The sequence below is a fragment of the Falsochrobactrum ovis genome (assembly GCF_003259955.1).
Lineage (GTDB): Bacteria > Pseudomonadota > Alphaproteobacteria > Rhizobiales > Rhizobiaceae > Brucella > Brucella ovis_A.
Genome location: NZ_QLMK01000015.1, coordinates 35,997 through 49,762 on the forward strand (window position 1 = coordinate 35,997; position 13,766 = coordinate 49,762).

The following is a 13,766-nucleotide window of genomic DNA, read 5'->3' on the forward strand; positions in this document are numbered from 1 at the left end:
GTCAATCAGGGTGCAAATTGTACCCTGATTTCCTTTTTCTGCTGCTGGCTCTATATTCTTAAAAACCATGAGGCGCAAAGGATGCTGGCAAGGCTAATCATTCGCAAAACAACTTCTATCGCTGGCATATTTTTTGCCGCGCTAGCGGTCTTTTGCCTGATGATTACCGATGCATCCGCCCAGCAAAGACCGAGAACGATCTTTGATTTGTTATTTGGCCAGCGTCAGGCTCAACCGGAACCACAAAAGCAACAGCCGCGTCAGCAACAACAACGTCCCAGACAGCAAAAGCGAACGCCCAAAGCAGCGAGCCCTGCGGCTCGAACGACTGCGCCGGTTGCGGCAAAGCCTGAAATACCTGCGGTTGTAAAAAACCCCGACGCCAAAAAAGTGCTTGTTGTGGGTGACTTTATTGGTGGCGGTATGGCGGAGGGTTTGGAAACCGCCTTCGCTGCCGAAAGTAATATTCGCATCGTCAACCGCACCAATGGATCGTCCGGCTTTGTTCGTGATGACCATTATGATTGGCCCGCCAATATTTCAAACATTCTTGATGAGGAAAAACCAGCGGTCGTGATTGTCATGATCGGCTCAAATGACCGCCAGGTCATCAATATAGAGGGCCAAAACCACGCCGCCTTGTCCGCAAAATGGAATGAAGAATATCAACGCCGGGTTGCAAATTTCACAAATCATATTGCTAGCAAAGGCCTACCGCTGATCTGGGTGGGCCAGCCTCCATTTCGCCCCCGGGGCATGTCGCAGGATATGCTGGCGCTGAACGAAATCTATCGCAACCACGCGGAAAAAATTGGCGGGAAATTTGTCGATGTATGGGACGGTTTTGTCGATGAAGACGGTAATTTCAGCCAAACCGGTTTTGACATTAATGGTCAGACTGCCCGGTTGCGTGCCAATGACGGAATCAACACCACATCTGCGGGTAAACGAAAATTGGCCTTTTATGCTGAAAAGCCGTTAAAAGCTTTGCTAGGCGAAAGCAGAGAAAATATAATGGTTTTGCCCAGCGCGGAAACAGCGGACTCGTCAAAACCGATTGACCGGATAGCGCCTGTCAGTCTTCGTGACATAGGCCATGATAATAGTGGAATATTGCTGGGTGCTGGCGTTTCTTCAAGTAAATTAGCGAACCGTGAAAAGCCGATTGAGTATAAAGCAGCTCCTGGTCGAGCGGATGATTTTTCATGGCCGCGCGATAGGCTGGCAAACTAAATTGCCAGCCTGATTGGGAAAGCTTCTGGAAATTCAGCGCGGCAGAACGGATGCTCCCATCAAGTCTGCATCAATCGCACGGGCTGCCTGCCGTCCTTCACGAATAGCCCAGACCACGAGCGATTGACCACGTCGCACATCGCCCGCTGCATAGAATTTTTCGATGCTGGTGCGATAGTCTTGATCATTGGCTTTTACGGCAGTCGCGCCGCGTCGATCAATGGAAATTTCCAATCGGTCGCCCATCTCCCGCAGGACACAATTTTCTGCCGGACCGAAAAAACCAATAGCAAGGAATGCCAAATCCGCTTTGATGCAGAATTCGCTACCTTTGATTGGCTGGCGCTGCTCATCGACCTGACAGCATTTAACATGTGCCAAACGGCCATTTTCGCCGATGAATTCTAGTGTTGCCACCTGAAATTCGCGGGCTGCACCTTCCGCCTGACTGGACGATGTGCGCATTTTTGTTGCCCAATAGGGCCAGACGCTCAGCTTATCTTCTTTTTCAGGTGGCTGTGGGCGAATATCAAGCTGGGTGACGATAACAGCGCCCTGACGGAAAGCAGTTCCCACACAGTCCGAGGCGGTATCTCCGCCGCCCACCACCACAATATGCTTTCCGCCCGCAAGAATGGGGGCCGCTGGCCAAGCAACAGATTCGATAGCCTCACCTGCAATGCGGCGATTTTGTTGCACAAGATAAGGCATCGCATCATAAACGCCTTCCAGATCCGAACCCGGAATACCCGCCGGACGCGGCTTCTCTGAACCGCCACAATAAAGCACCGCATCATAAGTATCGAGCAAACCGCGCAATGGTTTATCAACCCCGATATTAACCCCGCAAAGGAAGCGAACGCCCTCACCTTCCATCTGCGCTATGCGGCGATCAATCAGATGTTTTTCCAGCTTGAAATCAGGAATGCCATAACGAAGCAAACCACCGGGACGGCTTTCACGCTCATAGACATCGACCATATGACCCGCACGCGCGAGCTGCTGCGCGGCTGCAAGTCCGGCTGGGCCAGAGCCGATAATCGCAATAGATTTGCCAGTCTTTTGCGCAGATGGTTGCGGAACAATATGGCCTAATTCATACGCCTTATCTCCCAGTGCCTGTTCAATCGTCTTGATTGCCACCGGCACGTCTTCAAGGTTGAGTGTGCAAGCTTCTTCGCAAGGTGCAGGACAAATGCGCCCAGTAAATTCGGGAAAATTATTGGTCAGATGCAGATCGCGGATCGCCTGATCCCAGTTGTTATTATAAACAAGATCATTCCAATCCGGTATCTGATTATGGACCGGGCACCCGGTTGGCCCATGACAAAATGGAATGCCGCAATCCATGCAGCGTGCAGCTTGTTTGCGCACATCACTATCGCTTATTGGTAGCGTAAATTCGCGAAAATGCCTTATACGATCAGCAGCCGGCTGATATTTTGCCACCTGCCGATCAATTTCAAGAAAACCAGTTACCTTACCCATGAAAAAACTCTCCCTCGAAATTCGAGGCTGAAATTTGATACTGCATCACGCGCATTCTGCCGGCGCACCATTGTGCATATATTCCATCTCTTCCAGTGCACGGCGGTACTCGACAGGCATGACTTTAACGAATTTTGGCCGATAGTTTTCCCAATTATCGAGAATGTTTTTGGCGCGCGTCGAGCCTGTATAATGCAGATGATTGGCGATCAATTGTGCTAGCCGCTCTTCATCATGAAGGGGCATATTGGCAGAAATATCTACCCGACCCTTATGCATAAGGTCACCGCCGAGATGATGCAGTTTTTCGAGAATGTCATCCTCTTCCGGCACGGGTTCGAGTTCGACCATCGCCATATTGCAGCGTTGAGCAAAATCGCCCATTTCATCAAGCACATAGGCAATACCGCCCGACATGCCAGCTGCGAAATTGCGTCCCGTTTCACCAATGACAACGACGACACCGCCGGTCATATATTCGCAGCCATGATCGCCAACGCCTTCAACCACAGCCACAGCGCCTGAATTACGCACGGCAAAACGTTCGCCCGCTACACCGCGGAAATAGCACTCACCTTCCAATGCGCCATAAAGCACCGTATTGCCGACGATAATTGAATTTTCTGCCGCAATTTGGGAGCTTTCCGGAGGGCGAATGACAATACGTCCGCCGGATAATCCCTTGCCAACATAATCATTGCCATCGCCGATTAGCTCAAACGAAATACCACGCGCCAGAAATGCACCAAAAGATTGACCCGCCGTTCCGCGGAAGGTCACGGAAATCGTATCGTCAGATAGTCCGTTGTGGCCGAAGCGTTTGGCTACTTCACCAGAAAGCATTGCGCCAGTCGAACGATCTACATTCTTGATGTCAACCTCGATCTTGACCGACTGCCTGTCTTCCAATGCGGGCTTTGCGCGTTCGATCAACTGGCGATCAAGCACATTATCAATCGGATGAACTTGGCGTTCAGTCCAATAAATCGCTTTCTTTTCGGCGGCTGGCTTATAGAAAATGCGACTGAAATCTAGCCCTCTGGCCTTCCAATGATCAATCATAGCCTGCTTTTCAAGCAGGTCGGTTTGTCCAATGATTTGCTCAAGCTTTGTAAAGCCCATTTCCGCCAGCAAGGCGCGTACTTCTTCCGCTAGATAGAAAAAGAAATTGATCACATGTTCAGGCGTGCCCTTAAAGCGTTTGCGCAACACCGGATCTTGCGTTGCAACCCCGACCGGACATGTATTGAGATGGCATTTGCGCATCATAATGCAGCCAGCCGCAATCAAAGGTGCTGTGGAAAAACCAAATTCATCAGCACCGAGCAGCGCGCCAATCACCACATCGCGGCCTGTACGCAGTCCACCATCCACTTGTAATGCGATACGTGAGCGCAACCCATTTAAAACCAATGTCTGATGGGTTTCAGCAAGACCAACCTCCCACGGAGAACCGGCATGTTTGAGCGAGGTAAGTGGCGATGCGCCAGTGCCGCCATCATAGCCTGCAATCGTAATATGATCGGCCCGCGCCTTGGTAACACCTGCGGCCACCGTGCCGACGCCAATTTCTGACACTAGCTTGACTGAAATATCAGCTTCCGGATTAACATTTTTTAGATCGTAAATCAGCTGCGCCAGATCTTCGATTGAATAAATATCATGGTGCGGCGGCGGTGAAATCAGCCCGACACCGGGTGTCGAATGGCGGGTTTTGGCAATGGTGGCATCAACCTTGTGACCCGGCAATTGCCCACCTTCGCCAGGCTTTGCACCTTGCGCAACCTTGATTTGAATGAGATCTGCATTGACAAGATATTCAGCCGTTACGCCAAAACGACCCGATGCCACCTGCTTAATAGCCGAACGTTCGGGATTGGGTTTGCCATCCGGCAAAGGATAGAAACGATTAGGTTCCTCTCCGCCTTCACCTGTATTGGACTTGCCGCCAATCGCATTCATCGCACGGGCAAGCGTGGTATGTGCCTCTCGTGAAATAGAGCCAAAAGACATGGCGCCGGTCGAAAAACGTTTGACGATTTCAACTGCCGGCTCCACCTCGGCAATGGAAACAGGCTCACCCCCCCGATCTTTTGCAAAGCGAATATCAAACAGACCACGAATGGTTCTTGCCTGCTCCGATTTTGCATCGATCATGGCTGTATATTCGCTAAATCTCGCTGGATTGGCGGTACGCACCGCATGTTGCAGCTTTGCGACCGCATCCGGAGACCACATATGCGCCTCTCCGCGCATGCGGTAAGAATATTCGCCTCCTACATCAAGAGCAGCCAATAAAACCGGATCATTGCCGAATGCATCTTTATGACGACGAACGGTTTCCTTGGCTATTTCTGCAAGCCCAACGCCCTCAATGCTGGTTGCAGTGCCGGTAAAATACTGATCAACAAATGATGTTTTGAGGCCAACAGCATCGAAAATCTGCGCACCACAATAGGATTGATAGGTCGAAATGCCCATTTTGGACATGACTTTCAAGATGCCCTTACCGATCGATTTTATGTAGCGTTTGACTACTTCCTCCATGTCAACCTCCGGCGGAAATTCACGGCGGCGATGCATATCAAGCAGCGTATCAAAAGCCAGATAGGGATTGATCGCCTCGGCGCCATACCCCGCCAAACAGCAGAAATGATGCACTTCGCGCGGCTCGCCGGATTCAACCACCAATCCAACCGATGTGCGCAAACCTTTGCGGATCAAATGATGGTGCACCGCAGCGGTGGCCAAAAGCGCGGGGATCGGAATACGATCAGCGCCAACCTGACGATCAGATAGAATAACAATATTGTACCCGCCATGAACGGCAGCTTCTGCGCGGTCGCAAAGACGCTCAACCGCACCTTGCATACCAGCGGCACCCTCGCCAACATTATAGGTAATATCGAGCGTTTTGGTGTCAAAGCGATCTTCCGTGTGACCAATTGAACGGATTTTTTCCAGATCGCCATTGGTCAGAATGGGCTGGCGCACTTCCAAACGTTTGCGACGTGAGGTGCCAACCAGATCAAATATATTTGGCCGCGGCCCAATGAAGGAAACAAGGCTCATCACCAGTTCTTCGCGGATCGGATCAATCGGCGGATTGGTAACTTGTGCAAAATTCTGCTTAAAATAGGTGTAAAGCAGCTTCGATTTGTCCGACATGGCCGAAATTGGCGTATCAGTTCCCATCGAGCCAACAGCTTCCTGCCCTGTGGTTGCCATTGGGGCCATCAAAAGCTTGGTATCTTCCTGCGTATAGCCAAAAGCCTGTTGCCTATCGAGCAGGCTAACATCCGTGCGCAATGCGCGTGGGTCCACAGGGTCGAGCTCTTCCAGAATAAGTTGCGTATTAGCAAGCCACTGCTTGTAGGGATGTTTCTGAGCTATTTGGGACTTGATCTCATCATCAGAAATGATGCGCCCTTCTTCCATATCAATCAGAAGCATCTTGCCTGGCTGAAGGCGCCACTTCTTGACAATCTTCTCCTCTTTGACCGGAAGAACACCCGCTTCTGACGCCAGAATGACGAAGTCATCATCTGTTACGATATAACGTGCAGGTCGCAAACCATTGCGATCCAAAACTGCTCCAATCTGGCGGCCATCGGTGAAAGCGACCGCTGCAGGCCCATCCCAAGGCTCCATCAGAGCTGCGTGATATTCATAAAAGGCGCGGCGCTCATCAGACATTTGCTGATTGCCAGACCAGGCTTCTGGGATCAGCATCATCATCGCATGGGCGAGACTGTAGCCACCCTGATGCAGAAATTCGAGCGCATTATCGAAACAGGCCGTATCAGACTGGCCTTCATAGGAAATTGGCCAGAGCTTGGAAATATCATTGCCAAAAAGCTCAGAGTCGACTGAAGCCTGTCGCGCTGCCATCCAATTCACATTGCCGCGCAATGTGTTGATTTCACCATTATGCGCAACCATGCGATAAGGATGGGCAAGCCGCCATGACGGGAAGGTATTGGTTGAAAAGCGCTGATGAACCAGCGCAACCGCACTTTCAAAACGCGGATCTTTCAGATCTTTGTAATAAGAGCCAACCTGATAGGCCAGAAACATGCCCTTATAGACGATGGTCCGCGCCGACATAGAGACGATGTAAAAGCCTTTATCGTCGCCGTCATTTTCCTGATGGATGCGGTTAGAGATCACCTTGCGCAGCACAAAAAGACGGCGTTCAAAATCATCATCTGTTTCCAGCATCGCATTGCGTCCGATAAAGATCTGAACGTGAACAGGCTCAGTCGCAGCGATATGAGGCGCTTTGGAAAGGGATGAATTATCGACCGGCACTTCACGCAGGCCGATAAAGTGCTGACCTTCTGCGGCAACCACCTCTTTTACGATCTGCTCGGCATGAGCACGCAATTCAGGATCGCGCGGCATGAAAATATATCCGACGCCATAAGATCCGGGCTGCGGAAGATCAATGCCCTGGCGTGCCATTTCTTCGCGGAAAAAACGATCTGGAATTTGCACCAAAATACCCGCACCATCCCCCATAAGCGGATCGGCCCCAACTGCACCGCGATGGGTGAGATTTTCCAGCATAAACAAGCCGTTTTTCACGACCTTATGGGATTTTTCGCCCTTCATATGAGCGATAAAACCAACTCCGCAGGCGTCATGCTCATTGCGAGGATCGTAAAGGCCCTGGGCAGGCGGAACACCATGTGTCTGCCGTGTGGTTTTTCGTACGGAACCAGTGGTTGTCGTGGCAGCCTTGAGCGTTCCGTTCTGTACGTTGTGAGACATCACATGCGATACAGATGGCGTCAAATGCGTCATCGTCAATTCCTCCGGTTGTCCCCGTGGGGCGGCGCGATCAGATATGAGACGAAACGGAAACCGTTTCGAAATTACTATTTTGATGTGGAGAGCCTTCTGGAAAAGGCGTTGGACGATGTTCCAATACGTACGAGCGCAACCCGCCGCGGGAAATTGTTTAAGCGCCTTATTCCTGTCAGGCCCGGACAGGATTACCCCAGCCCGCCGACAAGGCGCACTAAAATTCCTGCCTTATTGCGAATGTCTAAAAACGGCGTTGCAGTCCGATTTCAGAACATCTCTGCGACGTCTCGATCAATTGAACAGATATTCGATCAATCACAGCGTTTATGGGACAGCCTCGGGCAACTGGTCAGCACTGCTGTCCTATTTATCTATGACAGGTTTTAAAAAGCCTCACAAGATGGAAAGGCAATTTTTTTCGACAAAAAGCGCAACAAAACACCATTACTGGTATGTAATTAATCACTTAATTGCAGCTATTAGTTTTATCTAAACCGATCCCCTATCAATTCAGGCGCTCTTTTGAAGCGCAAACCGGCTCCCGTTTTTCGTCGAAACGGGGTTTGCGGGTGAAACACAAGCGGCTATATAGATTTCATTTTATGCGCATAATTTTCAATACGCATAAGCCTAAGCGGCCTGTGGCCCAATGGAGATAGATTTGCATTTTGCATCAGACAATTGGGCGGGCGCCCATCCTAAAATTGCCGAAAGTCTTTCAACTCACGCTTCTGGCTTTGCTGCCTCCTATGGGGCCAGCGAACTCGACAAGCGGGTTGAGCAGCGCTTCAACGAATTATTTGAACGCGAAGTGGCCGTCTTTTTTGTGGGCACCGGAACCGCAGCCAATTCCTTGGCGTTGGCGAGTGTAAACCGTCCTGGCGGTGTCTCGCTGGTTCACCGCGAAGCCCATATGATTGAAGATGAATGCGGCGCTCCTGAATATTTTACGGGAGGCGCTCGGCTCCATCCTATTGACGGGTCGCTGGGGCGGATTGATCCTGATCTTTTGAAACGGGAATTAAAGCGTTTTAATCCGGATTTTATTCATGCGGGCCAGCCGATGGCTGTTAGCATAACACAGGCTACCGAAGTGGGCACGCTTTACCAGCCTGACCATATTGAACAGATTGCCAAAATCTGCCGCGATAACGATCTGCCTTTGCATATGGACGGCGCACGCTTTGCCAATGCATTGGTTACGTTGGGCATATCACCAGCCGAAATGAGCTGGAAACGGGGCGTGGATATTGTTTCATTTGGTGGCACGAAAAATGGCTGCTGGTGCGCTGAAGCTCTGGTTTTCATGAACCCTGAACGCGCACGGGATCTGCCATTTATCCGCAAACGTGCGGCGCAGCTGTTCTCAAAAACTCGTTTTATTGCTGCTCAGTTTGATGCATATCTGGCTGATGATCTGTGGTTGGACCTGGCCCGCCATTCGAACGCGCTGGCGGCAAGCCTTGCCAGTCACATTGACGCGTCAAGCCAGATGAAACTGGCCTGGAAGCCCGAGGCGAATGAAGTTTTCGCGATTATGAAACAATCGGTCTATGATCGTTTGCAGGAACAAGACGTTGTTTGTTATGACTGGAACCCGCCGCATTCGGAAGTTAATAGTTTAGACGAAGGCGAGGTTTTTGCCCGCTTTGTTACGAGTTTCGCTAATACGCAGGAAGAAGTCGACAGGTTCGGCGCACTAATTGCCTAAATAAACGGCGGCGCATCAGCGCCGCCCTCATCCAGTTGCCCAGTTAATTAATGAGCAGTTTTGGTCTCAATCTGCTGTGGCACGACCGATGGTGCAGTAGCCACTTCAATTTTACGTGGCTTCATCTGCTCAGGGATTTCACGCTTGAGGTCGATGTGCAGCAAACCGTTTTGCAAGCTCGCACCAGCCACTTCCACATAATCCGCAAGCTGGAAGCGACGTTCAAAAGCACGCGACGCAATACCGCGATAAAGCACTTCCGCGGTTTCTGACTCGTCGTTTTCCGCTTTTTGGCCTTTAATGGTCAAAAGATTACGATGAGCTTCAATTTCAAGCTCATTTTCAGCAAAGCCCGCAACAGCCATCGTGATACGGTAAGTATCCTCGCCGGTGCGTTCGATATTATATGGCGGGTAAGACTGGGTTCCTTCCGGCGATGCGAGCGTATCGAGCATCGAGAACAAACGGTCAAAACCAACCGTGGAACGATAGAGCGGGGAAAAATCTACATGACGCATAGTTAGCCCTCCTTAAGAGCGACAAGTTGCATGATTGGCGGCAGAATTCCCAAACTTGGCGAATTCTTTTTGCCGACGGCCCCTTCATCGGCGACCGTATCCAACATTTGGTAACGCTGTTTTTTGATTTCAAGTCCCCCGTCATCTCGAAATAAAACACGTTTTTAAATCCAAAAAAGAATACTACCCGCGGCTCGTTTCACATTTCATAGAAGCGGGAACGTTGCGATATGCCGTCGATGATATTGATCGCGAGCCTACGCAACGCTGTTATTCGCGAAAGTGCGATCATTGGCTAAACATTGATGTTGGGCTCAATTTTTGCCGGACCGGTTTCCCGTGCCCGCAACCTCAAGCTGGTGGCTTGAAATCAGAATTTCGGTTAATTTCTTTCAATGATTTGATGCTAATGTGGGCTGTCCCATAGCTTATGCCTGCAGGAGAATTCATGCCCCAATTGCTGTTTGAAATCGACTCCAATCCAATTCCCGAAGGGATGAAGTCTGGATTTTTTACAGCTAAAGACGGGAAAAAACTGCGTTATGCAATCCTCAAACCGCAGACGACATTGCGGCAGGGAACAGTATTGCTGCTACATGGCCGCAACGAATATATTGAGAAATATTTTGAAACTGCCTCGGACCTATCTTTGCGGGGTTTTTGTGTTGCAACATTTGATTGGCGCGGTCAGGGCCGGTCTGATCGTTTGTTGAAAAACCCTTTACGTGGCTATGTAAAGAAATTCAGCGATTACACCGATGATCTGGATCAATTTCTGAAAGAAATTGTTCTGCCCGATTGTCCTCCACCCTACTTTATTCTTGCACATTCCGCTGGCGGGTTGATCGCATATTCGTCAATGGCATGCCTTACCAATCGGATCAATCGAATGGTCCTGCTTGCACCCTTGCTGGGTATTGATAATCCGCGCCTGAGCGATGATGCAATGCGGCGCGTGATGCGAATTATGTGCCGACTGGGCATGGGGCGCTCGTTCGCCACGGGTGTAAGAAAGCTGGCGAAACGCCCTTTCGTCAATAATGCGCTAACCAGTGACGCCGAACGCTTTATGCGCAATCAGGAAATGGTACAAAAATTCCCGGAATTGGGGCTGGGCGGACCCACCTGCCGATGGGTTTCTGGCGCTCTTGAGACTGCATATCGCATTAATCAGCCAGACTATCAGTCAGAACCAAGCATTCCCGTTCTGATAGTCGCAGCTGGTGCCGACCGTGTGGTTTCAACCCGAGCGATCGAACGTTTTGCATCTCGTACACGCAATGTTTCGCTGGCCGTCATTAACGGTGCCCAACATGAATTACTGCAAGAATCCGACTTTTACAGAGAACAGGCTCTGGCGGCATTTGACGCATTTATACCGGGAACACCCGGCGTCGACTCAATGCCGCCTATGATGGAGCCACACTTTCTCGTTTAAAATCAGCTGCTTAGAAGTTTAATAGCAGCCTCATGCAGCTCAGGCGTTGCCGCTGCAACCACATCCCCGCCCTGCTCCGCCGGTCCGCCATCAAGGCGAGTAACAACACCGCCCGCATTCTCAATAATTGGAATAAGACCAACAATATCATAGGGTTGCAGACCGGCCTCAATTACAATATCGGCAAATCCACTTGCTAACATCGCAAAAGCATAACAATCGACACCATAGCGTGAAAGTTGGACATTGGATTCCAGGCGGTCAAACCCCTCACCCAGTTTGCTCTTAAAATGGCTTGGGGTTGTGGTGAACATTGTTGCTTGTTCGAGGCTTACACTGCGCACTGACAGGCGCTTTGGCTCAGTGTCTCCGCCATGTCTTACCAAATAGCTTCCCGACCCATCGCTATAGTAAAGCTCGCCGGTAAATGGCTGCGACATCATTCCGGCCTTAGCGTCGCCATCGATCGTCAGCCCTAGAAGAGTTCCCCAGACCGGCAATCCAGAGATGAATGCGCGGGTGCCATCTACAGGATCAATCACCCAGACATGGCTGCGATCTGTATTCTCAGGCCCATATTCCTCGCCCAATATGCCGTGATCGGGGAATGTCTTATTGATGAGCGCGCGTATCGCCCGCTCTGCCGCACGATCGGCTTCTGTTACCGGATCAAAACCGGTTGTGTACTTATTATCGATTTCGTTAAACTGCCTGAAACGCGGCAATGTCTCAGCCGCTGCCGCAGCCGCAACTTCCATGAAAAACCCACGATCAATTATCAAACCTAACTCCTGTAAGAGAAACAGCGCCAATATCAGAAGACTATTCGGCCGCAAGCGGAGGCATGGTGAACAGCTCGTCCGGTAGCGAGGTGAGATCACTTGTAAACTGATAGAGATCGGCGCAAAGCGTGTCAAAACCGGCCAGTTTTTGCAGGCTGTATTCATCCATATAGAGACTGCGGTTTATCTCGATCTGCAAAGCGTAACAGGCAATGGATGGCCGTCCGTAATGCTCAGTAATAAACCCACCTGCATAGGGCTTGTTATGCGCTACCGTATAACCAAGATCCTGCAACAATTCGATTGCTGCCATTGTCAAACGCTGGCTGCAGGATCGGCCAAATCGATCTCCGATGATAAAGTCCGGTCTCTGCCCCGCATCGCCAAGGCGCGCTCCGCCCGGCATCGAGTGGCAATCGATCAATACAGCATAGCCGAATGTATCTCGGGTAATCCGGATCAATTGCTCTAATGTTTGATGATAGGGTTTATAGAGATCTTCAATTCTATAAAAGGCCTCATCAAGCGAAATTCGCCCCGGATAGATCAGCTGACCCTCACCCACCATTCTCGGCACAGTCCCCAATCCGCCAGCTACACGTGTCGATTGCGTATTGGCATATGGCGGAACCGGTTCGATGAACATTCGCGGGTCAAGCTCATAAGGTTCACGATTTACGTCAACAAATGCGCGAGGGAAATGCGCTTTTAACAAAGGTGCGCCCAGTCTCGGAACTGCCGCAAAGAGTTCATCGACGTAACAATCCTCTGAGTAACGAATCGAATGCGGATCAAGCCGTGAGCTGCGAAGAAACGAATCAGGATAATAACGACCGCTATGGGGTGAATTAAATACAAACGGAATGCGCTGCTGGGCAGGCGTATTGACCTCGAAAGGAGGCAACAGTGGGAAATCCCGTTGCAAACTCATATCTACGCCCACCTCCACGGATGACGGAGCTTAAGCATCCTGATACCGCTCGGACACAAGCCCACTCCGCTCTAATTACGATCATCCACCATAAAAGAGATTAGGTTGACCTTGAAATCCTGTAACATATCTTAGCTTGTTGCCAAAGCAGAGCATTTACATGAACATTTACGGGAAAATTCATCTCATATTTACCAAAAAAGCGTTTTCTAGCGATAAAGCGGAATCGAGATTTGCCGTTGCAGCGACCAAATGGCGCTGCAATGGGAACATAGACGAGCGATTTATAATTCGGACGGAACAATGAAAAGAATTCTTCTAGCTGAAGACGATAATGATATGCGTCGTTTCCTTGTAAAGGCACTGGAAAAGGCTGGCTATCACGTCACGCATTTTGACAATGGCGCAAGTGCTTATGAAAGGCTGCGCGAAGAGCCTTTCTCTTTGCTTTTGACCGACATTGTCATGCCGGAAATGGACGGTATTGAACTTGCACGTCGCGCGACTGAACTTGATCCGGATTTGAAGATCATGTTCATCACCGGATTCGCGGCGGTGGCTCTTAATCCTGATTCGGAAGCTCCTCGCGATGCGAAAGTGCTTTCCAAGCCGTTTCACCTGCGCGATCTTGTAAATGAGATCGAAAAAATGCTGATCGCCGCCTAAGGCGATCGGTGTTTGGCCTGCCAAATGCCCGGCAGATGAACTTTCAACAGAAATTTGCAAAAAGGGCATTGACGGACACGGCGCTATATGGTGTATGCGCCACATCGAATGGGCGTGTAGCTCAGCGGGAGAGCACTACGTTGACATCGTAGGGGTCACAGGTTCAATCCCTGTCACGCCCACCATTCGA

At 50.4% G+C, this 13,766-nt stretch carries 9 protein-coding genes and 1 tRNA gene; 5 read left to right on the forward strand and 5 right to left on the reverse strand.

Annotated elements, in window-relative coordinates; translation table 11 throughout:
- Positions 1-81 precede the first annotated feature (81 nt).
- Positions 82-1,233: an SGNH/GDSL hydrolase family protein gene (locus tag C7374_RS13525; protein ID WP_111576155.1), complete on the forward strand. Its 1,152-nt coding sequence runs from the start codon at positions 82-84 to the stop codon at positions 1,231-1,233.
- 33 nt (positions 1,234-1,266) lie between these two features.
- Here C7374_RS13525 and C7374_RS13530 read toward each other — a convergent pair whose 3' ends face one another.
- Together C7374_RS13530 and gltB are read right to left on the reverse strand one after the other, a co-directional pair.
- Positions 1,267-2,721: a glutamate synthase subunit beta gene (locus tag C7374_RS13530; protein WP_111576156.1), complete on the reverse strand. Its 1,455-nt coding sequence runs from the start codon at positions 2,719-2,721 to the stop codon at positions 1,267-1,269.
- Positions 2,722-2,766: 45 nt separating this feature from the next.
- Entirely contained in the window at positions 2,767-7,527 is a 4,761-nt protein-coding gene (gene gltB / locus C7374_RS13535; RefSeq protein WP_111576157.1) for a glutamate synthase large subunit, read from the reverse strand.
- A gap of 664 nt (positions 7,528-8,191) precedes the next feature.
- On the opposite strand from gltB, the gene C7374_RS13545 reads away from it, so the two are divergent.
- On the forward strand, positions 8,192-9,241 hold the full coding sequence (locus tag C7374_RS13545; protein ID WP_111576159.1) for a threonine aldolase family protein: 1,050 nt from the start codon (positions 8,192-8,194) through the stop codon (positions 9,239-9,241).
- A gap of 47 nt (positions 9,242-9,288) precedes the next feature.
- Here C7374_RS13545 and C7374_RS13550 read toward each other — a convergent pair whose 3' ends face one another.
- Positions 9,289-9,759, reverse strand: coding sequence for an Hsp20 family protein (locus tag C7374_RS13550; RefSeq protein ID WP_111576160.1), 471 nt, complete (start codon positions 9,757-9,759; stop codon positions 9,289-9,291).
- Between the two features lie 448 nt (positions 9,760-10,207).
- Here C7374_RS13550 and C7374_RS13555 point away from each other — a divergent pair, with 448 nt between their 5' ends.
- Positions 10,208-11,197, forward strand: a complete 990-nt coding sequence (locus tag C7374_RS13555) for an alpha/beta fold hydrolase (RefSeq protein WP_111576161.1) — start codon at positions 10,208-10,210, stop codon at positions 11,195-11,197.
- Positions 11,198-11,199: 2 nt separating this feature from the next.
- On the opposite strand, the gene hisN is transcribed toward C7374_RS13555, so the two are convergent.
- Positions 11,200-11,979, reverse strand: a complete 780-nt coding sequence (hisN, locus tag C7374_RS13560) for a histidinol-phosphatase (RefSeq protein ID WP_111576162.1) — start codon at positions 11,977-11,979, stop codon at positions 11,200-11,202.
- Between the two features lie 40 nt (positions 11,980-12,019).
- Positions 12,020-12,910, reverse strand: a complete 891-nt coding sequence (locus C7374_RS13565; protein ID WP_111576163.1) for an N-formylglutamate amidohydrolase — start codon at positions 12,908-12,910, stop codon at positions 12,020-12,022.
- A gap of 303 nt (positions 12,911-13,213) precedes the next feature.
- Between C7374_RS13565 and cpdR the strand changes: the two genes are divergently transcribed.
- Positions 13,214-13,576, forward strand: coding sequence for a cell cycle two-component system response regulator CpdR (gene cpdR, locus C7374_RS13570; RefSeq protein ID WP_111576164.1), 363 nt, complete (start codon positions 13,214-13,216; stop codon positions 13,574-13,576).
- Between the two features lie 110 nt (positions 13,577-13,686).
- A tRNA-Val gene (locus tag C7374_RS13575) sits at positions 13,687-13,761 on the forward strand.
- Positions 13,762-13,766 lie beyond the last annotated feature (5 nt).

Excerpts from the sequence above, each read along its gene's own strand:
- C7374_RS13525 (WP_111576155.1), top strand. The coding sequence starts at position 82 with ATGCTGGCAAGGCTAATCATTCGCAAAACAACTTCTATCGCTGGCATA.
- C7374_RS13530 (WP_111576156.1), bottom strand. The coding sequence starts at position 2,721 with ATGGGTAAGGTAACTGGTTTTCTTGAAATTGATCGGCAGGTGGCAAAA.
- gltB (WP_111576157.1), bottom strand. The coding sequence starts at position 7,527 with ATGACGCATTTGACGCCATCTGTATCGCATGTGATGTCTCACAACGTA.
- C7374_RS13550 (WP_111576160.1), bottom strand. The coding sequence starts at position 9,759 with ATGCGTCATGTAGATTTTTCCCCGCTCTATCGTTCCACGGTTGGTTTT.
- C7374_RS13555 (WP_111576161.1), top strand. The coding sequence starts at position 10,208 with ATGCCCCAATTGCTGTTTGAAATCGACTCCAATCCAATTCCCGAAGGG.
- C7374_RS13565 (WP_111576163.1), bottom strand. The coding sequence starts at position 12,910 with ATGAGTTTGCAACGGGATTTCCCACTGTTGCCTCCTTTCGAGGTCAAT.
- cpdR (WP_111576164.1), top strand. The coding sequence starts at position 13,214 with ATGAAAAGAATTCTTCTAGCTGAAGACGATAATGATATGCGTCGTTTC.